13 protein-coding genes are annotated in these 22,725 nt (G+C 76.7%); 9 read left to right on the top strand and 4 right to left on the bottom strand.

Features of this window, described 5'->3' with window-relative positions:
* The first annotated feature begins 94 nt into the window (after window positions 1-94).
* Genes R3E88_16670 through R3E88_16650 form a run of 5 tightly spaced genes read left to right on the top strand, consistent with a single transcriptional unit; the run spans window position 95 to window position 6,027 of the window.
* Window positions 95-1,888: a DUF2298 domain-containing protein gene (locus R3E88_16670; GenBank protein MEZ4218122.1), complete on the top strand. Its 1,794-nt coding sequence runs from the start codon at window positions 95-97 to the stop codon at window positions 1,886-1,888.
* Window positions 1,885-3,861 carry a sulfatase gene (locus tag R3E88_16665; GenBank protein MEZ4218121.1) on the top strand — a complete coding sequence of 659 codons (1,977 nt, stop codon included), beginning with the start codon at window positions 1,885-1,887 and terminating at the stop codon, window positions 3,859-3,861. Before R3E88_16670 ends, R3E88_16665 begins: the two co-directional genes overlap by 4 nt.
* Window positions 3,858-4,841 (top strand): glycosyltransferase, encoded by a 984-nt coding sequence (locus R3E88_16660; GenBank protein MEZ4218120.1) that lies wholly within the window; start codon window positions 3,858-3,860, stop codon window positions 4,839-4,841. The genes R3E88_16665 and R3E88_16660 overlap by 4 nt, the downstream gene beginning before the upstream one ends.
* A complete protein-coding gene (locus R3E88_16655; protein MEZ4218119.1) occupies window positions 4,838-5,425 on the top strand; it encodes a PepSY-associated TM helix domain-containing protein in 588 nt (195 codons plus the stop codon). Before R3E88_16660 ends, R3E88_16655 begins: the two co-directional genes overlap by 4 nt.
* Window positions 5,422-6,027, top strand: coding sequence for a PepSY-associated TM helix domain-containing protein (locus tag R3E88_16650; GenBank protein MEZ4218118.1), 606 nt, complete (start codon window positions 5,422-5,424; stop codon window positions 6,025-6,027). The genes R3E88_16655 and R3E88_16650 overlap by 4 nt, the downstream gene beginning before the upstream one ends.
* On the opposite strand, the gene R3E88_16645 is transcribed toward R3E88_16650, so the two are convergent.
* On the bottom strand, window positions 6,024-7,754 hold the full coding sequence (locus R3E88_16645) for a hypothetical protein (GenBank protein MEZ4218117.1): 1,731 nt from the start codon (window positions 7,752-7,754) through the stop codon (window positions 6,024-6,026). The two genes, R3E88_16650 and R3E88_16645, sit on opposite strands and share 4 nt — an antisense overlap.
* Window positions 7,751-8,623 carry a 4'-phosphopantetheinyl transferase superfamily protein gene (locus R3E88_16640; GenBank protein ID MEZ4218116.1) on the bottom strand — a complete coding sequence of 291 codons (873 nt, stop codon included), beginning with the start codon at window positions 8,621-8,623 and terminating at the stop codon, window positions 7,751-7,753. Before R3E88_16640 ends, R3E88_16645 begins: the two co-directional genes overlap by 4 nt.
* Before the next feature lie 178 nt (window positions 8,624-8,801).
* On the opposite strand from R3E88_16640, the gene R3E88_16635 reads away from it, so the two are divergent.
* From R3E88_16635 to R3E88_16620, 4 genes are all read left to right on the top strand, one after another.
* A complete protein-coding gene (locus R3E88_16635) occupies window positions 8,802-10,034 on the top strand; it encodes a DegT/DnrJ/EryC1/StrS family aminotransferase (protein ID MEZ4218115.1) in 1,233 nt (410 codons plus the stop codon).
* The gene (locus tag R3E88_16630; GenBank protein ID MEZ4218114.1) at window positions 10,031-12,649 is read left to right on the top strand and encodes a hypothetical protein; all 2,619 of its coding nucleotides are present in this window, start codon (window positions 10,031-10,033) and stop codon (window positions 12,647-12,649) included. Before R3E88_16635 ends, R3E88_16630 begins: the two co-directional genes overlap by 4 nt.
* A gap of 460 nt (window positions 12,650-13,109) precedes the next feature.
* Window positions 13,110-15,350, top strand: coding sequence for a hypothetical protein (locus tag R3E88_16625; GenBank protein ID MEZ4218113.1), 2,241 nt, complete (start codon window positions 13,110-13,112; stop codon window positions 15,348-15,350).
* 28 nt (window positions 15,351-15,378) lie between these two features.
* Window positions 15,379-19,959: a DUF1295 domain-containing protein gene (locus tag R3E88_16620; protein ID MEZ4218112.1), complete on the top strand. Its 4,581-nt coding sequence runs from the start codon at window positions 15,379-15,381 to the stop codon at window positions 19,957-19,959.
* Here the strand turns inward: R3E88_16620 and R3E88_16615 are convergent.
* On the bottom strand, window positions 19,956-21,320 hold the full coding sequence (locus R3E88_16615; GenBank protein ID MEZ4218111.1) for an MFS transporter: 1,365 nt from the start codon (window positions 21,318-21,320) through the stop codon (window positions 19,956-19,958). The genes R3E88_16620 and R3E88_16615 overlap by 4 nt on opposite strands.
* 116 nt (window positions 21,321-21,436) lie before the next feature.
* Window positions 21,437-22,684 (bottom strand): diaminopimelate decarboxylase, encoded by a 1,248-nt coding sequence (gene lysA, locus R3E88_16610; GenBank protein MEZ4218110.1) that lies wholly within the window; start codon window positions 22,682-22,684, stop codon window positions 21,437-21,439.
* Window positions 22,685-22,725: the final 41 nt, after the last annotated feature.

The raw sequence follows: 22,725 nt of genomic DNA, 5'->3' as shown, positions 1-22,725 counted from the left end.
CGTAGGGAGAACGACGCGAGAAACCCGGCCTCTATCGCCCGAGTTCCAGTGCCGATACGGTCCCGTCCGGCTGCAGGGGGGCGAGCAGGAACCCATGTCCGCGAGCGAGCGCGAGGCACGTCGCGCCGTCCTGTGGACGGCGGCTTCGGCCGCCCTGCTGTGCGCGGTGATCGCCGCGCTGCACCGCGCGAGCCCGCGCACGGCCATCTCCGCGCACGGCATGCTGCACGCCGCGCTGCTCGAGCGCGTGCTCGCCCACCCCGGCGAGCTCCCGCCCGAGAATCCGTTCTTCGCGGGCGAGCCCGTCCTCTACTACTGGGTCTTCCACGCGCTCGGCGCGGCGATCGCCGCCGTCACCGGGCTCGACCCGCTGCGCAGCCTCGAGCTGCTCGTGATGGCGGGCGCCGTCGCGCTCTTCGCGGGCTGCGCCGCGTTCGCGCGCTCGCTCTTCGGGCGCGCGGCCGCCGGGCCCTGGGTCGCGCTGCTCGTGCTCGCGGGTGCGAAGCCGTTCGCGGCCGAGATCGTCGCGTGGCGACGCCTGCGCGGCGGCCCGGCCGTGCTCGAGGGCGAGTACCTATGGGGCCTCGTGCATCCGGTGATGCGCGCGATGCGCCTGTTCGACCCCTACTCGCTCTGGGGCCCGCTGCTCAACTTCTTCTACAACGTGACGTCGCGACCCCTCGCGATCGCGAGCCTCGTGCTCGTCGTCGTCGCCCTGCGCGCGGTGCTCGCGCGCGGCGGCGCCGCGCGGGCGGCGGGCCTCGCGCTCGCCACCGCCGCGTGCTCGTCCTTCAGCATGCTCTTCGGCGCGAGCACGACGGGGGCGCTCGGCGGCGCGCTCGTCGCTCTCGCTGGAAGCGCGTACTGGCGCTCGCGGCGCGCGAGCGGGGGCGCGGCACCGGCCGGCGAGCCGGCCGCCGCGCCGCTCGGCGCATCGCTCGTGGCGCGCGCGCCGCTCGCGCTCGGCGCGATCGCGGCGGGCTTCGCGCTCTCGGTGCCGACGTTCGCGAACATCCTCGGCGGCGGCGCGGGCGGCGGGCTCGCGGCCGCCACGCCCGGCGAGATGAAGGACGCGCTCCTCGCCATGGCGGAGTCGGCGCTCGTGACGCTGCCGCTCGCCGTCGTCGCGACGCGCGGCGCGTCGGGCGACCGGCGCGACTTCCTCGCGCTGCTCGTGCTCGCGTCGCTCGTCTACATGGCGGGCGCCGCGGTCGTCTCGCTCCCGATGGGCAGCCAGAACAACTTCTTCCAGGCCGCGCTCGTTCCGCTCGGAATGGCCGCCAGCGGAGCGCTCGTCGACGCCGAGGGGCGCGTCGCCGCGCGGCGCGCGCTGCTCGTCGCCGCGCTCTTCGTGCCGACGGCACTCCTGATCACGGCCGCCTATGCGGGCCGTCCTCCCGTGCCGCTCGCGAGCGAGCACGGCGAGCTGCGCCGCCTGCCGCCCGGCGCTCCGCTCCCGAGCCTCTACGCGTGGCTCCGCGAGAGCGCGGCGCCGGACGCGGTCGTCGTCGTCGACCCCGGGCCGCCGATTCGCGCGATGTCGGGCAACACGAACGAGCTCCCCGCGATGACCGGGCGCTCGCTCTTCACGCTGCGCGCCTCGCACTACATCGTGTCGGACCACGCGGACGTCGCGCGGCGCGTGGCGATCGCGCGCGCGCTCGTCGCGGGGGCCCCGCTCGGCGACGACGACGCGCGCTACGTCGCGGCGCTCGGCCGCGAGGTGTACGTGCTGCTCGACGGACACGGCGCGACGAGCGACCCCGCGACGCGGGCCGCGGCCGACGCCGCCTACGGCGCACCGGCGTTCGAGGCCGGGCCGATCGCGCTCTATCGCTGGCCGCGCGCCGCCGGCCCGCCGGCCGGCGCCGAGGGAGCACGGCCGTGAGCGACCCGATCGACGGCGGCACCGCGCGGCCGGACGCGCGCGACGCGGCGTGTGCCTGCGCGAGCGCGGTCGCCGTCGCGGCGTGCGCGCTCGGGCTCGCCGACGTCGCGCTGCGCGGACGCGCGCTCGAGCCCGAGAGCGCCGCAGCGACGGTCCTGCTGTGGGCCGCGATCGCCGCGCTCCCTGCACTCGCCGCGGGCGCCGGCGCGGCGGTGCTCGGCCTCGCGCTGCGGCGCCGCGCGTCGCTCTCGCTCGTCGCCGCGACGTGCACCGCCGCGGGCATCGCACTCGCGGCGCTCGCCCTCGCGTCGATGCGCGCGATCGGCACCGGCGAGGCGGCGGCGGGCATCGCCGCGGCGCTGCTCGCGCTCGCCCTGCTCCCGCCGCGACCGCAGTGGATGCTGCGCGCGCCCGCGCTCGCCGCGCTCGTCCTCCTCGCCGCGCCGATCGCCGCCGCCGGTCTCGCCGTCGCGCGCGGCGGCGGCAGCGCACCCGCATCGACGACCGACCCGCGGGCCTCCGCGGCGCCCGCGCGCGCGACGGCGGCCGGCGCGAAGGCGCGGCCGAACGTCGCGCTGATCGTGCTCGACACGCTGCGCGCCGATCACCTCGGCGCCTACGGCGACGCGCGCGCGCTGAGCCCCGCCTTCGATCGGCTGGCCGCCGGCGGGACGCTGTTCGAGCGATGTTATGCGCCGGCGCCGTGGACCGTCCCCTCGCACGCGTCGCTCTTCACCGGCCTCTACCCGACCGCGCACGGCGCGACCTTCGAGCAGCACCGATGGCTCGACGACCGCTTCACGACGCTCGCCGAGGCGCTCGTCGCCGCCGGCTATCGCACGGCCGGCTTCGCGGCCAACGGCCACGTCGCCCTCGCGAACCTCGCGCAGGGGTTCGAGACCTATCGCGAGATCGCCGCCCCCTACGAGCGGCTCGCGCTGCGGCGCATCCTCGAGCGCGTCGGCGCGCCCGCGCGCTTCACGGACCAGGGCGCCGAGCAGGGCGTCGTCGAGATCGACCGGTACCTGCGCGCGCGCGACGCGCGCGGCGACGAGGCACCGCTCTTCCTGTTCGTGAACCTGCTCGAGCCGCACTGGCGCTACCTGCCGCCCGCGCGCGCACGCGCCGCCCACCTGCCCGACGGCGTCGGCTACCTCGAGGCGACGCTCTTCTCGAGCGGCTTCTACGGCCCGCTCTGGATGGCCCGCACGCGCGCGCCCGCTCCGCGCGAGCTCGCCGCGCTGCGCGGCCTCTACGCGGCGGAGGTCGCCTACCAGGACGTGCGCCTCGGGCACATCGTCGCGTCGATCGATCGCCACCTCGGCCCCGACACGCTGCTCGTCGTCACGGCCGACCACGGCGAGAACCTCGGCGAGGCCGGCCGCTTCGACCACGTGTTCGCGATCAACGACCACCTCGTGCACGTGCCCATGCTGCTGCGCGGGGCGGGGGTCGCCGCGGGCGCGCGCGACGACGGCCCGTGCCAGCTCGTCGACGTGCCGGCCACCGTCGCCGACGCGGTCGGCGGGCTCGCGCTCGAGCCCGGGCAGTCGGGGCAGAGCCTGCTTCCCGGCCGCACGCGCCCGCGCCGCCTCGCGTTCGTCGAGGGCGACCCGTACTACGGCCACCTCGAACGCATGAGCGTCCACGCCGGCCTCGAGGCGGACGTCGCGCGCTTCACCGCGCGGCTGCGCGCCGCGCACGACGGTCGCTTCAAGTACCTCGTCTCGTCGCGCGCGGCGCCCGTCCTCTACGACACGCAGGTAGACCCCGACGAGACGCGGGACGTCGGCGACGCGCATCCCGACGTGCGCGACGCGCTCGCGCGCGCGCTCGACGCGTGGCTCGCCGCGCAGCCGGCCTACTCGATCGAGGCGCACCTGCGCGCGGCGGCGCGCAATGGCGAGGCGCGCGGCGCGAGCGACGAGGACGCGACCTTCGAACGCCTGCGCGAGCTCGGCTACGTCGAATGAGCGCCATCGGATCCGACGCGCCGCTGCTCTCGGTGATCGTCACGTGCACGACGGCGGGCGACCACGTCGATCGCTGCCTCGACGCGCTGCGCGCCCAGCGCGGCGCACCCGCGTTCGAGGTGATCGTCCCGGTCGACCCGTCCCTTCCCGACGTCGAGCGCTGGCGCGCGAAGTACCCGGAGGTCGCGTTCCCGGTGCTCGCCGCGGAGGGGCTCGCCGAGGCGAGCGACCCGGGCCTGCGCCACCTCGCCTACGACCGCCGCCGCGCGACCGGCCTGGCCGCGGCGCGCGGCGCGCTGCTCGCGCTCACCGAGGACCACGCGCGCCCGGCGCCCGACTGGTGCGCGCGCATCGCCGACGCGCACGCGCGCCTCCCGCACGCCGCGATCGGCGGCGCGATCGACAACGCGAGCCCGCAGCCGCTCGCGTGGGCCGTCTACTTCGGCGACTTCGGGCGCTACCAGAGCCCGCTGCCCGAAGGCCCGGCCGACTACGTGTCCGACGTGAACGTGTCCTACAAGCGCGCGCCGCTCGAGGCCGTCGCCGACGCCTGGCGCGGCGCCTATCACGAGACCGCCGTGCACGGCGCGCTGCGCGCGCGCGGCGAAGTGCTGTGGCGCGAGCCCTCGATCGTGGTCGTGCAGGAGCGAGGGCGGCTGCGACTCGCGCCGTGCCTGCGCGAGCGCTTCGCCTGGGGGCGCCTCTACGCCGGAAAGCGCGCGCACGAGGTCGGGCCCGCGCGGCGCCTCGCGCTCGCCCTGCTCTCCCCGCTGCTCCCGCCGCTCCTGCTCTTCCGCCAGGTGCGCACGGCCTGGCAGCGCGGACGCCACCGCGCCGCATTCGCCCGCGCGCTCCCGTGGCTCGCCGTCCTGCTCGTCGCGTGGAGCGCGGGCGAGGTCGCGGGGCTGTGGACGGGGCGTCCGACGTCCGCGCGCCCGCCCGCCGACGCCGACGAGCGCGTCCGAGAGCCGCGCGCGTGAAGCCCCGCACACGCCGGCTCTGGCTCGACGCCCATCTCTACCTCGGCCTCCTCTGCGCGCCGTACTTCGCGCTCTACGGCGTCACGGCCATCGCGTTCAACCACGGCTGGCGCGGCGCGGAGACGAGCGCCGAGTGGAGCGCGCCCCTGCCCGCGCCGCTCGCCGCGAACGCCGCCCCCGCGGCGCGCGCCGCGGCCGCGCGCGACGCGCTCGGGCTCGCGGGCCACACGCCGCCGTGGACGGCGCACGCGAGCGCGGACGGCGCGCTCGCCTTCCAGGTGAACCGGCCCGGGCGACGTTATGCGGTGCGCGTCGCACCGGACGGACGCGAGGCCCGCGTCGTCGAGACGCGCGCATCGCTGCTCGCGGTGGCGCGCGGCCTCCACGGCGCGACGTCCTTCCCCGGCATGGGATGGACGCGGGCGTGGGCGCTCTACACGGACGTGTCGACGGCCGCGATGGCGCTCGCGGTCGTGAGCGGCGCCGTCCTCCACTGGCCGCGCCGCGCGCGGCTGCGCGCCGGGCTCGCGGGCGCAGTGCTCGGGCTGCTCTCCCTCGTCGCGCTCTGGAGCGCGCTGTGGTGAGCCGGGCGAAGCTCTACCGCCTCGTCCGCGACGTGCACGCGGTGGCCGGCCTCGCGCTCGCCGCCACGCTCGCCCTCTACGCGGTGACGGGCTTCGCGATCGTGCACGGCGACCGGCTCCCGAACGCGTCGCACGCCGAGCGGGAACGCGTCGAGATCGGCTTCGACGCGCGCGAGCTCGCGACCGCCGGCGCGCTCCGCGCGCTCGCGGCGCGCGCCGTCGACGCGCTCCGCCTCGAGGGCCGCGTCGCGACCGCGCTCGAACGCGACGGCCGCGTGCTCGTCGTGCGCGTCGAGCGCCCGGCCTCCGTCGCCACGCTCCGCCTCGACGCCGACTCCGGCGAGGCGTCGCTCGAGCGCCGCGCGCACGGGCTGCAGCAGACGCTCGGCAACGTGCACCAGCTGCACGGCGCGCGCGGCGGCGTCGCCCACGCGATCTGGGCCGCCTGGGTCGACGCGACGGGCATCGCGCTGCTCGCGTTCGCGGCGAGCGGCGTCGCGCTCTGGGCGTGGACGCGCGCGGACCGCCTCGGCCTCGCGCTGCTCGCGGGCAGCACGCTCTCCTGCGTCGCCGCGATCGCGACGCTCTGGCTGGCTCGTTAGTCGGCGCTCGCGCCGGCCCCCGCCGCCGCCTCCCAGGGGCGCGCCGCCCCGGTGCGCCACAGCACGTCGAGCTCGCCGTGCCGCGCGACCCGCTCGAAGTGGGTGTCGAGATACGCGTCGAGGAGCCCGGCACCGAGCGCGGGCAGCGCGCGCCGGCGCGCCGCGAGGATCGCGTCGAGGCGCGCGTCCGGCCATCCGAAGTTCCAGCGCACCACGCAGCGGACTCCCTCGCGCTCGAGGTCGGAGATCATCTCGCGCTGGACGTCCGCGCGGTCGCTCACGCCGGGGTGGAGCTCGTGGTAGCGCGTCGCCACCGGGCGATCGACGAGGAAGTAGAGGCTCGGCTTCCCGATCACGATCGCGTCGTGCCGCGCGAGGCCGACGTAGACCGGCTCGTCGGGCGCGACGTTCGCGCGCACGAAGTCGACGACCGGGCGGAGCGCGGCGAAATCCGCCGCCGACACGCGCGCGCTCCCCGTGCCGGGAACGCCGAGCGCGCGCGACGTCGGGCGCTCGGCGAGCATGCGCCCGAGATCGAAGGCCGACGGCAGCAGCGACGCCGTCGCCTGCGCCGCCGCGAGCGCCCCCACGACGGTGCGCGCCGCGAGCCGCGCGCGCGGCGCCGATGCGAGCGCCGGTGCGACGCGCCAGAGCCCCGCGAGCCCGAGGCCGGCGAGCATCGCCATCGAGAAAATGTGCGTGTTCTGCTGGACGTGCGCGGCGGACCAGAAGAACGGCAGACCGCACGCGCAGAGCGCGAGCGCGGCGAGCGCCGCTCGGCCGTCGCGTTCGCCCGCGAGCGCCTCGCGCGCGGCGCGCGCGCGCGCGCGCAGGACGAGCGCCCCGAGTGCGACCGCGACCGCCGCGAGCGCGAGCTCCGGCGCGTGCGCGCCGCCGGTCTCGCCGAGGGCCTGCAGTGCGCGCGCGGCGCGGCGCGGGTTGCCGGGGTCGCCCGCGAACGCGCGCAGCGCGCTGGCGTCGGGGAGGAGCGCGGGATAGCGCTCGCCGCGCACGACGCGGAAGTCGCCGAGCGGGAACGCGATCAGGTCGTTCCAGGCGTCGGCGCCGCCGATCGCGCCCACCGCGATCGCGGCCGGCCCCACCACGGCGAGCGCGCAGCCGCCGAGCAGGGCGACGCCGCGCACGAGCTCGATGCGCACGCCGAGCGCCGCGCGCGCGAGCACGAGCGCGAGCCCGCACGCGACCGCGGCATACCCGGCGACGTCGTGCTTGAAGAGCGCGGCGATGCCCAGGGCGAGCCCCGCGGCGGCGAGTGGCGCGGTCCGCTGCGCGGCGACGGCGGCGAGCACGCGCTCGAACGCGACGATCAGCAACAGGCGCGGCACGACGTACGTGTGGAGGTCGGGCGACGGCGTCCACACGGCGGCCGCGAAGACGATCGCGGCGGCCGCGGCCGCCGCGCGCGGCAGCGCCGCCCTGCGCATCAGCGCGAACCAGGCGACCGACGCCGCGGCCGCGAGGCCCGCACTCGCCGCGTGCACGACCGCGAGCTCGCGCCCGAATGCGCGGAAGAGCGCGGCGACGAGCGCCGGGCTCCCCGGCGCGTAGATCGTCCAGAAGTCGCGGTACGGAAGCTCGCCGCGGAGCATCCGGTCTCCGCCCACGACCGCGACCTCGGCCGCGAAGCCCCAGTCGAGCGCCTGGAAGCAGATCGCCGTCGCGGCGACGCCGACGAGCGAGGCGGCGACGGCGTCGGCGCGCGTCACGCGACGAGCGCCTCCGCATCGAAGGCGCGCACGCGCTCGACCGCGCCGAGCGCACAGATCGCGCCGACGAAGCCGTCGGGCAGCTCGAGCTCGCGCAGCACGGCGCGCGACGCATCCCGCGCGGCGCGCACGGCCGCGCCCTCCACATCGACGCCGCTCTCCGCGTTCGGCCCGCTCGCCGCGCTCGCGGTGCCGTCGGTGTGCGTCGCGCCACCGCCGACCGAGGGCACGCCGTCCGCCGATGCGGGCGCGAGCGCGATGCGCCCCGCGCCGTCCGGCGCCCACTGCACTGCGTGCCGGCGCGGCGGAACGCGAAGGCCCGCGCCGCTCGCCTTCGCGAACGCCTCCTTCGCGCTCCACGCGAGATGGAACGCGCGCGTCGCCGCCGCGCCGCACTGCTCCGCGAGCGCGCGCTGCTCGTCGGCCGCGAGCACGCGCGCCGCGAGGCGCGCCACGTCGCGTCGCGGATCGACGCGCTCGAGGTCGACGCCGATGCGCACGCCGCGCGCGACGGCGACGAGCGCGAGCCCGCGCGAATGGCTCAGATTGAAGTCGACGTCGCACGCCGCGCGGCCCGCGAGGCACGGGCGGCCGTACCCGTCCTCCTCGAGCGCGAGCGACGCGGCGTCGGCACCCGCGCCGAGCCAGTGCGCGACGACGAGGCGCAGCGCGGCGCGCGACGCGAAGGCCGCGCCGCCGCCCGCGGCGCGCTCGCGCCGCTCGGCCCGCGCGCGCTCGCGCGCGTCGAGCAGTGCCACGTGGCGGCCGGCGACGCGCGCGAGCGGGATGCGGAAGACGTCGACCGCTCCCGGGCGCTCGTCGTGACGGCGCGCGCTCGCGAGCGCACCGCGCAGGCTCTCGACCACCATCGCGCCCCGATCTCCCCGCTCGTCGCACTCGCCCGCCTGCGCGCGCGGGCCCGCTCGGCGCGCGCGCGGCGGCGGCGCCGGACACCGTCCCGCCCGCGAATCGAACCGCAGCGCGCGCGCGCCGGCAACGCCGCAGGTCGCCCGGTCGCGCGGGCCTCGTGGGGTATCCTGCGCGCCGATGCACGACGGGCCGCGCGTTCCGATGCTCGACCTCTCGCCCGCGCTCGCCGAGCTCCGCAGCGACGTCGACGCGGCGATCCGCCGCGTCCTCGACCACACCCGTTTCGTGCTCGGCGACGAGGTCGAGCGCTTCGAGCAGGCCTTCGCGCGCGAGGTCGGCGCGCGCCACGCGATCGCGTGCGCGTCGGGCAGCGACGCGCTGCTCCTGTCGCTCATGGCGCTCGACGTCGGCCCGGGCGACCAGGTCGTGTGTCCGTCGTTCAGCTTCTTCGCGACCGCAGCGGCCATCGCGCGCCTCGGCGCGACACCCGTGTTCGCGGACGTCGACGCGCGCACCGCGTGCCTCGACCCGCAGTCCGCGGCGGATGCGGCGCGCGCGTGCTCGTCGCTGCGCGCGATCGTCGCGGTCCATCTGTTCGGCGACTGCGCGCCCAGCGAGGCGCTCGCGGACGTCGCGGCGCGCGCGGGCGCCGCGCTCGTGCACGACGCGGCCCAGGCCGCGGGAGCGCGCGATGCGAGCGGCCGGTCGGTCGGCGCGCGCGGCGAGCTCGCCGCGTGGAGCTTCTACCCGTCCAAGAACCTCGGCGCGCTCGGCGACGGCGGGGCGATCACGACCGACGACGACGTACGGGCGGCGCGCCTTCGCGCGCTCCGCGTGCACGGCGCCCGCGCGCGCTATCGCCACGACGAGCTCGGCATCAACTCGCGCCTCGACGCGCTGCAGGCGGCCGTGCTCTCCGTGAAGCTGCCCCACCTCGAGCGCTGGATCACCGAGCGGACGGCGATCGCGGACGACTACGACGCGCGGCTCGGCGGGTGCGCGGCGCTGCGCCTTCCCGCACGGCCGGCGCCGCCCGCGCGCCACGCCCGCCACCAGTACGTCGTGCGCGCACCGGCGACGCTGCGCGACGCGCTGCGCGACGCACTCGACGCGCGCGGCATCGAGACGGCCGCCTACTACGCGGCGCCGCTGCACGCGCAGCGCGCGCTGCGCGGCCGCGCGCTCGCCCCGGTCGCGCTCGACGCCACCGAGCGGCTGGCCGCCGAGGTCGTCGCGCTCCCGATCTACCCGGGTCTCGCCCCCGCCGCGCGCGCGCGCGTCGTCGACGCGCTCCTCGACGCGCTCGCGTCGCTCGGAGCGGGCGACGCCATCGGCGCCGCGGACACCGACGGGAGCGGCGACGCGCGGGAGGGCGACGCGCGGGGGCGAGCGGGGAGCGCGCGGGCGTGAAGCTCGAGACCGCGCGCGGAACGCGCGTCGAGGCGCGCGCGCGCGCGCGGGCGGGAGGGCTCCGGCGCGCCGTCGCGGCCGCGCTCGCGAGCGGCGCGGCCTTCGCGGGAGGCGCGCTCGCGCTCGGCGGCGCCGACGCGCTCGCGCGCGGCGGCGCGCGCTGGCTGGCGGCCGGCCGCGACTACGCGCGCGCGCGGCTCGCGAACGCGCGCAGCGAGTCGCTCCGCATCGACCTCAAGTTCAAGCACCTCCACCGCCTCCACGAGAAGCGCGACGCGGCGCTCGCCGCGGGCATCCTCGTGCCGAGCGACGACGACTTCGTTCCGGCGTCCGTGTCGCTCGGCGAGCTCTCGATTCCGATCGAGCTGCGGCTCCTCGGGCCCGAGCCCGCGCACTTCGAGGAGGAGCCGTGGTCGCTCGAGGTGCGCGTCGGCGAGGACGCGCACGTGCAGGGCATGCGCCACTTCGCGGTCGTGGCGCCGCGCGCCGCGGGCGGCGTGCGCCCGCTCGTCGCCGCCGCGCACTTCGAGCGGCTCGGTCTCGCCGCGCCGCGCACGTCGCTCGTCGAGCTCGCGCTCAACGGCGACGAGCTCGGGCCGGCGCTGCTCGTCGAGCTCCCGTCGGACGAGCTGCTGCGCGCGCGCGGGCGGCGGGCCGCGCCGATCGTCGGCCTCGACGCCGGTCCCTACTGGGCGGCGATCGCCGCGAACGGGCGCGCCGGCCCGTTCGACAACCCGCACGCGGCGCGCGCCGTCGCGCTGAGCGTTCCGCGCGACGCCGGCGAGGACGCGGACACGGCGATCGGCCTGCTGCGCGCCTTCCTCGACGGGAGGCTCGACGCGAGCCGCGTCTTCGCGCTCGACGAGACCGCGCGCTGGCTCGCCGCCGCCGAGGTGTGGGGCGACGCGAGCGCGCTCCACTGGTCGCGCGCGCGCTTCGCGCTCGACGCGTTCTCCGCGCGGCTCGCGCCCGTGCCCGCGCTGCCCACGCATCCCCCCGCCGCACCGCGCGCACCGCTCGTCGCGGCGCGAAGCGCGCTCGGCACTGCGCTGCTGCGCGATCCCGAGCTGCGCTTCCGCTTCGCGCGCGCGCTCGCCGAGATCGCGGGCGAGCTCGACGCGAACGATCCCGCGCTCGCGGCGCGCCTCGAGCGCCGCCAGGCCTGGGCGCTCGCGCGCGTGCACCGCGACGATCCCTTCGTCGAGGCGGTGGCGATCGACGCGATCGCCGCGCGCGCGAACGCGCTCCGCCGCGTGGTCGCCGAGCGCGCCGCGTGGTTCGAGCCGAGCCTCGCCTCCGGCGCGTTCGCGTTCCCGCGCGTCGTCGCGGCCGACGCCGGCAGCGACGGCGACGGCCCCTATCTCGATCTCGCCAACCTGCTGCCGATCCCGGTGTCGGTCACCACGCTGCGCCACGACGAGGGCGGCCTGCCGGGCACGCCGGTCACGCTCGCATCGCGCACGAGCTTCCCGGTCGCCCTCCCGCCGACGCGCGTCGGCGCCACGCCGTCGCCCGTGCGCATCCGCTACCGGCAGCCCAACGCCGCCGTGGTGTCGGACGCCGTCCGCGGCGTCGCGCTCGTCGCCGGCGACCCGGACGAGCACGCGTTCCTCGCGCGGCCCTCGCCCCGGCGGCTCGACGCGCCGCCGGTCCCGACGGCGACGCTCGACGAGGCGCTCGCGCAGCATCCCTTCCTGCACCGCGAGCCGGGCGAGCTGGCGCTGCACGCGCGCGGCGGAACGTTCGAGGTGCGCGGGTCGCTCGTGCTGCCGAGCGGCGTCGCGCTCGTCGTCGAGGCCGGCACGGAGCTCGTGTTCGAGCCCGGTGCCGCGCTCGTCGCCGACGCCGCGCTCGACCTCGGCGGCACCGCCGACGCACCGGTCGTGCTGCGCGGCGTCGATGGACGACGCGACGGCCGCTGGGAGGGCGTCGTCCTGCTGCACGCGCAGAAGCCGTCGCGCTGGTCGCACGTCGAGATCCGCGGCGCGGCGGGCGTCGAGCGACCGGGCTGGCGCGTGCCGGCCGCGGTCGCCGTGCGCAACGCCGCGGTCGAGATGGAGCGCGTCCGCGTCGTGCACAGCGACGCGCCGACCGCGGTGCTGGTCGAGAGCGGCCGGCTCGACGCGCGCGGTCTCTCCGTCGCGACGAGCGCGGGAACGGCGGTCGAGCTGCGCGCCTCGACGGCCCTGCTCACCGATGTCGACGTGCGCGCCTCGCGCGGCGGGGGCGTCGCGGCGATCGACGCGCGCGTGCGCCTCGCCGGAGGTCGCATCGCGAACGTGCGCGGGACGGCGCTCGCCGCCGCCGACGCGAGCCGCGTCGAGGCGAGCGGACTCGAGATCGACACCGTCGGCGTCGCCGCCGCCGCGCGCAACGGCGGACGGCTCGCGATCGCCGACTCGCACGTGCGCGGCGCCGCGCACGCGGCCTTCCTCGCCTACACCGACCGCCCCGAGCTCGGCGGCGGCGAGCTCGTCGCCGACCGCACGACCGTCGAGCCCGAAGCGAGCGCGGCCGGCCCCTCGACGATCGCGGAGCGCGGCAGCCGCGCCGTCGTCGACGGCGTCGAGGCGCCGACCGTCGACGCCCGGATCGGCGACCTCCGGATCGACTGACCCGCGAGCGCGGCGCCTCGCGCCGCGTGCACGAGTGACGCCGAGTCAGCACCGGCGCGACGCCCGCCCTCGCGTGGAAATCCGTCACGGAAACGTCTATAAGTCGCCGCCGTTTCGTCCCGCAGGATCGGCGGCGCAGCGGATGCGGCCGTCGGCGCTTCGCGCGGCGCACCGGCGCGCAGAGGAACGCGCGCGAGCGTCCGGCATCGGAGCCCGTCACCGACGCCGCGGCCGGGCCGCTCGACGACGGCGCGTGCCGAGCCACTCTCCTTCGGCTCGCGCGGCCGCGAGCGAGCGCAGGCGCGAGTCCGGAGCGCGCGACGCCCACCGCACCCAGCGCCGCGCGAGCGAGCCCAGGCCGGGAAGCCGGCAGCGAGATCGGGATCGAAGTCGGGATCGAGAGACCGAGCGAACGAGACACCGGGAACGAGACCGGGACCACGGAGTCGGGCAGGCTCGCATGACCACCGCATCGCATCGCCGCCGCGTCCGCGCGAGCACGACCGTCGCCATGGCGACGGCGCTCGCCGCCGTCGCCGTGGCGGTCTCGGGCGCGCTCGTCGAGCTCTCGGCCTGGCGCGACGTCGTCGGCGCCGAGGTCCCCGACTGGCCGCGCGTCGTCGCGGGCCGCACGTCGGCGCCGCTCGACACGTGGCGGATCGAGGTCGACCCCGCCGTGCTCGAAGCCGCCGAGCTGCTCCGCCCGGCCGACCGCGATGCGCGCAACGACGACCGGCACTGGTTCCGCGTCGAGCTGCTGCGCGACGGCGCGCGCCACGCGGCGGAGGCCCAGCTGCTCGACGGCGGGCGGCGCGGTCTGCGCATCCGCTTCGACGGCAAGAAGCGACCCGACGGCATGCGGGGCATCGAGCTCGTCGCCGCGCCCGCGACCGCCGGGCTCCGGACGTGGTTCGAGCGCGAGGCCGCGCGCAACGCGGGGCTGGTCGCGCCCCCGAGCGGCTTCGCGCGCCTCGCCGTCAACGGTGCGGTGCCCGAGCTCGTCGCATGGGCGGAGGAGCCGAGCGACGCGATGCTGCAGCGGCTCGGCTTCGCGGCGGGCGAGATCTTCCTGCCCGTCGCGCACGAGCGACGCGGCGCCCCCGACGCGGGTGTGCGTGCGCGCTTCGAGCCGGCGCGCGGTGCGCGCGCGCCGCGGGCGCAGGAGCGGGCGATCGATCGCCTCGTCGCGCTCGTCGAGCAGGCCGGCGACGGCCCGCTCCCGCGCGAGATCGAGGAGATCGTCGACGTCGACCGCGCGCTCGCGTTCGACGCGCTCGCGCACGCCCTCGGCGCGCGACGCGCCGAGGCCGGCTGGTACTTCGACCCGATCTCCGGGCTGCTCGTGCCCTACGCGGACGGGTTCGTCGATGCGCCCGTCGATGCCGACGCGCTCGCCCCCGCGCTCGTCCGCGCGCTCGTGCGCGAGCCGCGCCACGCGGCGCGCCGCGCCGAGCTGCTCGCCTCGCTCACGGCGCCCTCGCCGGACGGCGCGCTCGCGCGCGCCGACGAGCGGCTCGGCGCCGTGCTCGCGCGCGTCGGCACCGAGGCCGACTGGTGGGCGCGTCCGTCGCGCATGAGCGAGCTCGCTCTCGCGCGCCGCGGCGTGCGCGCGGCGTGGCGCGCCGGCGCGGCGCGGTCGCGCACGTCCTTCGCGCTCGCCGCCGAGCGCGCCGGGAGCACCGCGGGCGACGCGCTCGCGGCGGCGGCCGATGCCGCGCGTCTCGAGGACGCGACGACCGCGCTGCGCGCGCTCGTTCGCGAGCGCGGCCTGCGGATGCGCGTCGCAGGCGACGAGCTGCGCGTTCCGGCCGGCCGTCACCGCATCTCGGAGACGCTCGTCGTGCCCGCGACGCACCGGCTCGTGATCGAGCCCGGCGCGCGCCTCGTCATGGCGCCGCGCGCGAGCATCGTGACCTACCGCGGGCTGCGCGCCGTGGGAACGCGACAGGCGCCGATCGCGATCGTCGCCGCCGACGCGCAGCGGGCGTGGGGCACGATCGGCGTCGTGCGCGCGCCGGAGTCGTCCGAGCTCGCGTACGTCACGGTGTCGGGCGGCTCGCACGCCAGGCACGAGGGCGTCGAGTTCACCGGTGAGCTCGCCTTCAACGCCTCGGACGTCGCCATCCGGGACAGCGACGTCGTCGCGGGCCGCGGCGACGACGCGCTGAGCGTGAAGCGCGGCCTGTTCCAGGTGCGCCGCACGCGCTTCATCGACAACGCGTCGGACGGCTTCGACGCCGAGTGGTCGTCGGGCTCGGTCGAGCAGAGCCTGTTCGCGAACAACGGCGACGACGGCCTCGACCTCGCGGCCTCCGACGTGCGCGTCGAGCGGACGTGGTTCCGGCGCATGGGCGACAAGGCCGTGAGCGCGGGCGAGGGCAGCCACGTCCGCCTGCTCCAGTCGCAGCTCGTCGACTCCCAGATCGCGGTCGCCTCGAAGGAGGATTCGCGGGTCGAGGTGCGCGGCACGGAGTTCCGACGCAACGAGATCGGCATCTCGCTCTACCGCGACAACGCGATCTTCGGCAGCGGCTACGGCGTCGTCACGGGCGGCCTGTTCACGGAGAACGTCCGCGACTTCGCCGTCGAGTCGGGCTCGGGCCTCACGCTGAACGGCGTCGAGCGCCGCGCGGTCGACCCGGACGGCATCGTCGTGGGCCTCCGCGCCGCCACCGCAGGGGACGGCGTCGCGCTTCCGTAGTCGGCCGCGCGCTACGCTGCGGCCGCCCATGCCCCTCCCCCGTCGATTCCCGCGCCGCACCCGTGCGCGCGCGCTCGCGGCCGGCCTCGCGCTCGCGTCGGCGGCGCTCGCCGCGCGCGCGGAAAGCGACCTGCCGTTCTCCCCGCCGTGGCGCGCGGAGATCGACGCGCGCTTCTTCGCCGGCGACGAGCTCGACGCCGCGCGCCTCGCCGCGTACCGCGAGCAGATCCAGCAGCGACGCGACGAGATCGCCGCGCTGCTCACCGCGTCGTATCGCGAGAAGGGCCGCAAGCCGCGCGCGATCGCGAAGCGGCTCGCCCGGAAGAAGGTGCTCGAGCTCTACGACCTGCTGCTCGGCAACGAGAAGCGGCTCGGCCTGCTCGACCAGCTCTGGGACGAGACCGACGCGACGCGCGCGCGCGCGATCGCCTCCGACGTGCTCGAGATCGACTACGCGCTGCGCGTCGAGGGCGAGATCCCGTTCAGCCTGCGGCTCGTCGGCTACCTGACGTGGGCGTCGATCCGCCACTGGGTCATCGAGCCGGGCAGCGACCCCGACCGCACCGCGCTCGAGGCGACGAACCTGTGGAACCCGCAGACGGGCCGCTTCTACGACGCCGACGACCTGCGCGCGATCGCACTCGCGGGCGGCGACCTCTCGCGCCTCGACCCGCCGCCGGACGCGCGCTTCCGCGCCGCCGGGCTCCCGATCGCGAAGCGCTCGGTGCGCGCGATGTTCTACGGCGGGAACACGCCCATGCACCAGGGGCGGCCGGCGCGCTTTCCCGAACGGCGCGCGCAGCTGTCGAAGATCCGCAAGTCGCAGACGAAGCCGAAGTTCGAGCTCGAGGTCTTCCAGGGGCGCAAGCGCGTCGCGTACAAGCTCAAGGTCGGCGGCGAGATCCACTCCGAGCCCACGGTCAACGCGCTGCTCGCGACGCTCGGCTTCAACGTCGACGTCACGCGCTACGTGCGCGACTTCCGCCTCGACCTCGGCGACATCGACGTGGCCGACCTGCGCAACGACTGGCGCTCGTACTTCGAGAACCACCGCACCCACCTCCGCTACGACTTCGACGACTACTTCGTCGAGGGGAGCGACGAGGACGGACGGTTCCTGATCGTGCGCGAGGGCGTGCTCGAGTGGAAGCCGCGCTACCTCGACCGGATCGGCCCCTGGCCCTTCGGCGCGAACGGGAACGAGGGGCGGCGCGAGGTGCGCGCGCTCGGCCTGTTCAGCGCCTGGGTCGGCAACACCGACCTCAAGGAGGCCGAGAACAACAAGCTCGTCGTGCCGAGCCCGGCGCCCGAGCGGCCGCACCTCTACGCGCTGCAGCACGACCTCGGCCACTCGCTCGGCCGCATGGTGAGCGAGCAGCTGCGCGCCTTCCCGTGGCAGCTCGTCGAGCGCACGGCGACGGGCCGCATCCACCTCAACTACCACGCCGTCCAGCCCAACTCGCTGCGCACGATGATCACGTGGGCCGACGCGCGCTGGATGACGCGCGAGATCGCGCAGCTCACGCGGCGGCAGATCGCGCAGGCGGTGGCGATCGGACAGTGGCCGCGCTCGGCGGCCGAGCTGCTCACCGAGAAGCTGATCGATCGACGCAACCAGATGGTCGAGGCGTTCGAGCTCGTGGGCGAGGAGACGCCGTCGGGGCCGATCGCGCTGATCCCCGTCGACCGGCACCTGACGACGGACGACGGCGCCGTGGTCGACGGCGAGCTCGTCGACGGCGCGTACGAGCACTCGACGCAGGACTTCGCGAACTACTGGGAGGCGCTGCTCGGCCCCGTCTGGGACCGCATCGCGATCACGCTCCTCGCGCAGGTGCAGCGCAGCGTGAGCCAGATCTCGGAGCTCGTCTTCGACCAGCGCAGCGTCGGCCTCTCGCGCGGCGTCGTCGCCGAGCTGCTGCTCGACTTCGACCGCCGCGTGGAGGAGAACCGCGCGCCCACGAGCGCGCGCGACTACTACATCACGCGCGACACGCTGGCGCTCGGCGCGCGCGTCGGCGGCGGCGTCGTCGGCCGCGGCGAGGCGGCGCTGCTGCGCAAGTACACGCTCGTCACGCCGTCCGGCACGGAGGGCGAGGCGCAGCTCGCGCGCGGTCGCTTCCTCGACCTGCTGCTGCCCTGGCACGTGCGGCGCGGCGAGCTGCCCGCCGAGTACGTGCTCGTGCGCGAGGACTTCCTCGAGGCGCGCGGCCGCGCCATCACCGACGACCTCACGGGCGGCGCCGCGCCGGCGGGCGCGGAGGCCACGCTCTCGCGCGTGCGCGTCGCGCGCGACGTCGTCTCGGTGCGCGGCGGCCGCGTGCGCGCCTACCGCGACACGAGCGTCTTCGACCGGGCCGCCTTCCGCGCCTTCCTGAAGGCCGTCTTCGTGCGCATCCCGCTCGTCGACCTCGGCAGCCGCTGGGGCGAGCGCGACGGCGACTACTGGGTGCTCGACGAGGCGCTCGAGACCGCGCCGGAGGCGGCGCGCGCGGCACTCGCGGACTTCGTCCGCACCGGCGACGCGCGCGGCCTCGACGCGGTCGCGGACCGCCTCGCCGTCGCGAACGACTTCGCGTACCGGGACGACCGCGTCGGGCTGATCGACCTCGTGTGGCACGAGAGCGGCGCCGCGCGCGAGCTCGTGCGCGTGAGCGACCCGCTCGCGGGCGGCCCGCCCGTCGCGACCTTCGACCAGCTGCGCGTCTTCGGGCAGGGGCACTGGTCCTTCCTCGACTTCGCCGAGACGCACCACTGGGCGGTGAGCGCGGTCGCGCCGACCGACGAGACGCTCGCGCGCGACGGCGAAGCGGCCACCCCGCGCTTCGCCCTCCGCTACGCCGAGAACGATCGCAACACGACGTCGCGCGAGCTCGGCGACGCGTACATCGCGTTCGCGAACGGCGTGGCCGGTGCGGGGCGCGACGACGACGGCCCCGAGCACCGCGCGAAGATCGCGTTCACGCCGCGACTCCACTCGACGAACGACGTCTGGGGCCACGTCCTGGCGACGGTCGACGTCGGTCTCGACGGGAGCGCCGTCGACGCGCTGGTCGCGCTGCGTCCCGACGCCTTCTGGGCCGCGCTCGCGCGCGAGCTCGGGACGTCGGTCGATGCGATCGAGGCGCGCCGGCGCGTCGCCGAGGCCACTGGCAAGGAGCGCATGACGCGCGCGCGCGCGCTCGCTCCGCGCCACCGGGGGCCGCTCGACGTCGCGCTCCTGCGCGCGGGGCGGCGCCTGCTCCAGTCGCTCGCGCGCGCGCGAGGCCCGCGGCCCCGCCGAGCGCTACCGGGCCGTCGCGGAAGCCCTCGGCCACGCCGCCCCGCGGCGCGACGGCGGCTTCGACCCGCGCATCCTCGCCGCGCTCCGCTCGCTGCTCGGCGCCGAAGCCGTGTCCGTCGACGCGCGCGTGACGCAGCCCGTGTGGCGCGAGAAACGCCTCGTCGAAGGCGAGGACCTCGTCCTGCACACGCACGCCGAGCCGCACTCGCTGCCGCAGCACCTCGTGCTGTTCCGGCCCCGCGACTCGGTGCAGATCTACGACATGCTCGAGTCGTTCGACGTGCTCGACGACGCCGTGCAGCGCGCGCGCGGCGCGCCGCCGCGCGAACGGCGCGCGGAGCACCGCCGCACGGGCGCCGACGACGAGGCCGACGACGGCCCGGACGACGGCCCCAACGAGGAGGACGACGAATGACGACGACCACCCCGGCCCACGCCACCCGCCGCCGCGCGGGCGCCTGGATCGTCGCGGCCTACGCCGCCGCGCTCGCGGTCGCGCTCGCGACGGGCGCGCTCGTCGACGCGGGCGACCTCGCCTGGCGCACGTTCTGGGCCGACGTCGCCGCGACCGTCGCGGTCTTCGCGTTCAGCCTCGCGTTCCGCAACTCGAGCTTCTACGACGCCTACTGGAGCGTCGCGCCGATCGCGATCGCGATCGCGTGGGCGTTCGCGGGGGCGGGCCGGGCCGACCCGGCGCGGGTCGTGCTTGTCGTGGCGGGCGTCCTCCTCTGGGGCGTGCGGCTCACGTTCAACTGGTGGCGCGGCTGGACGGGGCTCGACCACGAGGACTGGCGGTACGTCGACCTGCGCGCGAAGTGCGGCGCGTTCTACTGGCCAGTGAGCTTCGCGGGCATCCACATGATGCCGACGCTCGTCGTGTTCCTCGGCTGCCTGCCGCTGTACCCCGCGCTCGCGACGAGCGACGCGCCGTTCGGCGCGCTCGACGCGGCGGCGGCGCTCGCGCTCGGCGCGGCCGTGTGGATCGAAGCGGAGGCGGACAACCAGCTCGCGCGCTTCCGGCGGAGCCGCCCGGCCGCGGGCGCGACGCTCGCGACCGGACTCTGGGCGTGGTCGCGCCACCCGAACTACTTCGGCGAGATGCTCTTCTGGTGGGCGCTCGCGGGCTTCGGCCTCGCCGCGGCGCCGGACGAGCCCTGGCGCGCGGCCGGTGCGCTCGCGATCACCGTGATGTTCCGCGTCGTGAGCCTGCCGATGATCGACGCGCGCATGCTCGAGCGACGCGCCGACTACGCGGCGCTCGTCGCGACGGTCCCGGCCGTCGTCCCGCGTCCGCCGCGCAAGGGCGCCGCGCGCGGCGGCGCCTAACGAGACGACTCTGCCGCGAGGGGCCCGGCCGCGCGCGCGTCGAGCGCGGCGCGGATGCGCGCGTGCTCCTCGGCCGAGAGCCGATAGCGGGTGAAGAGCGCAGCTCCGCAGGCGATGCACGCGAGCGGGATGCCGCCGAGCATCGCGGTCATGGCGCGTTTCACGACGAGCGGCTGCTCGAGCGCCTCGGGGCTCGGGTCGTAGCCCGCCCACTGCAGCCCGAAGCCGGCGATCATCCCCATCGCTCCGCTCGCGGCCTTGTAGAGGAAGTGGTAGACGGCGTAGTAGCTCGCCTCCTTGCGCTCGCCCGTGCGCAGCTCGTCCCAGTCGACGACGTCCGCGATCACCGAGTAGCCGACGACGATCGCGGCCGCGTGGAGCGAGGCCGTGAACACGGTCGCCGCGCAGAGCAGCACGAGGTCGCCCTCGCGCACGAACAGGATCATCGCGTAGCCGATCATCCCCACCGCCATCGCGCCGAGCCACGCGTGCTTCTTGCCGAGCCGCGTGGCGACGCGCGTCCACAACGGGATCGCCGCGAGCTGCGCGGTCATGAGCGTCAGGTAGACGATGCGCGTGTGCTCGCGCGCGCCGATCACGTCGTCGACGACGTAGGGCGAGAGGACGGAGGCCGCGCCGCCCCCCATCTGCAGCACCGCGGCCATGCCGAGGATCGTCCGCGCGTGCGGGTTGGCGGCGATGTCGCGGAGCGCGGTGGCGAGCCGCGGCGCGGGGCGCGCCTGGTAGTCGGCCCGCTCGCGCAGGAAGGGCAGCGCCGCCGCGATCCCGACGACCATCGCCGCGGCGAGCGCGCCCGCGACGCCGAGCGCGGCGGCGCGCGGGTCGGCCGTGCGCGTCAGCGCGCCGACGCCGAGGAAGAGCGCGAGCGCCGCGCCGACGACGGCGAAGTACTCCCGCGACGCGAAGACGCGCGTGCGGCCGTGGTAGTCGGCGGCGAGCTCGGCGCCGAGCGCGTTGTGCGGCACCTGGAAGAGCGTGGTCGCCGTGCTGAAGCCGAGCATCGCGGCGCCCACCCAGAGGACGAGCGCCCCGCCGTCGAGCGACTCCGGCGGCGCCCACGCGGCCCACGTGAACGCGACGAGCGGCACGACGGACGCGACGATCCACGGCCGCCGCCGCCCGAGCCGCGAGCGCGTCCCGTCCGAGAGATGGCCGACGAGCGGGTCGGTGACCGCATCCCAGACGCGGTTCGCGAGATAGAGCGCGCCCATCGCGCCCGCCGGCACGAGCAGCACGTCGGTCGCGTACTTCACGAAGTAGGCGTAGAAGAGCGTGGTCGCCGCCATCACGCCGAAGGCGGGGACGCCGTAGGCGACGACGGTCGCGCGGGCGGCGGGCATCCGGCGATCCTACGGGCCGCCGCGCCGCCGGTGCGACGGAAAACGCGGCGCGGCCTCCGCCGATCGACGGATCGACGGCGCGCGACGCCGCGAACGCGCGCGGCGACGGCCGCTCGTCAGTCGCCCGCGCCGAGCCCTTCCTCGAGCGCGAGCAGGTCGTCGATGGTCTGGCGGCGGCGGACGAGGCGCGCGCCGTCGTCGTCGACCCAGACCTCGGGCGCGAGCGGCTTCGAGTTGTAGTTGCTCGCCATCGCCGCGCCGTAGGCGCCCGCGTCGTGGAAGACGACCAGGTCGCCGACCCGCGTCTCGGGCAGCTCGCGCGGCGCGACGACCCCGCCCTCCTCGACCGTGAAGACGTCGCCCGACTCGCACAGCGGCCCGCCGACCACCGTCGGCTGCAGCGGGCCGTCGACCTCGGCGCCCGCGCGCACGAGCGAGATGGCGTGGAAGCTCCCGTACATCGCGGGTCGCACGAGGTCGTTGAAGCCCGCGTCGACCAGCGCGAAGCGGTTCGGCCCGCTCGACTTCACGGCGAGCACCTCGGCCACGAGCTTGCCGGCCTCGGCGACGAGGTAGCGGCCGGGCTCGATCTCGAGCGCGACCGCGTGTCCGAGCACCTGCTCGACCTCGCGGCGTGCCGCGTCCCAGACGTCGAAGTAGGCGTCGACGTCGATCGGCGCGTCGCCCGGGCGGTACGGGATGGGAAGGCCGCCGCCGCACGAGATCGCGCGCAGGTCGCGACCGAGCGCCTTCACCTGCCTCACCATCGCGCCGGCCACCTGGCGCAGGTGCGCGAAGTCCGCGCCCGACCCGATGTGCATGTGCAGCCCGACGAGATCGAGCTCGTACTCGTCGACGTGCTTGAGCGCGACGTCGAGGTGCTCGTGCCAGATGCCGTGCTTGCTCGACGCGCCGCCCGTGTTCGTCTTGTGGCTGTGTCCGTGCCCGAAGCCCGGGTTCACGCGCAGCCAGACGCGGTGGCCGCGGTGCGCACGGCCGAGCTGCTCGAGCATGTCGGGCGAGCCCGCGTTCATCGGGATGTCGCGCTCGACGAGCAGCGCGAGCGTGGCGCGATCGACGACGTCGGCCGTGTAGACGAGGTCGGCGGGCTCGCCCGCTCCCGTGAAGCCCGCGCGCAGCGCGCGCACGACCTCGCCGTGCGAGACGGCGTCGACGAGCACGCCCTGCGCGCGCAGCGCGCGCAGCACGTGGACGTTCGAGCACGCCTTCTGCGCGAAGCGGATCGCGTCGAAGCGGCGCAGCGAAGCGACGCGCTCGCGCACGACGCGCGCGTCGTAGACGTAGAGCGGCGTTCCGTGGCGCGCCGCGAGATCGGTGAGCAGGCGGGGATCGAGCGTCTTCATCGGTTCTCCGGATCGCGTCGCGCGCTGCGCGCGGCGAGCCG

It is taken from the genome of Myxococcota bacterium (genome assembly GCA_041389495.1).
Classification (GTDB): Bacteria; Myxococcota_A; UBA9160; order UBA9160; family UBA4427; genus JAWKRT01.
Note: the sequence above shows the minus strand (reverse complement) of the source record. Positions and strands in the feature narration are given on the sequence as shown.

Coding starts and splice junctions, on each gene's coding strand:
- R3E88_16670 (MEZ4218122.1), top strand. CDS start 95: ATGTCCGCGAGCGAGCGCGAGGCACGTCGCGCCGTCCTGTGGACGGCG.
- R3E88_16660 (MEZ4218120.1), top strand. CDS start 3,858: ATGAGCGCCATCGGATCCGACGCGCCGCTGCTCTCGGTGATCGTCACG.
- R3E88_16640 (MEZ4218116.1), bottom strand. CDS start 8,623: ATGGTGGTCGAGAGCCTGCGCGGTGCGCTCGCGAGCGCGCGCCGTCAC.
- R3E88_16635 (MEZ4218115.1), top strand. CDS start 8,802: ATGCACGACGGGCCGCGCGTTCCGATGCTCGACCTCTCGCCCGCGCTC.
- R3E88_16625 (MEZ4218113.1), top strand. CDS start 13,110: ATGACCACCGCATCGCATCGCCGCCGCGTCCGCGCGAGCACGACCGTC.
- R3E88_16620 (MEZ4218112.1), top strand. CDS start 15,379: ATGCCCCTCCCCCGTCGATTCCCGCGCCGCACCCGTGCGCGCGCGCTC.
- R3E88_16615 (MEZ4218111.1), bottom strand. CDS start 21,320: ATGCCCGCCGCCCGCGCGACCGTCGTCGCCTACGGCGTCCCCGCCTTC.
- lysA (MEZ4218110.1), bottom strand. CDS start 22,684: ATGAAGACGCTCGATCCCCGCCTGCTCACCGATCTCGCGGCGCGCCAC.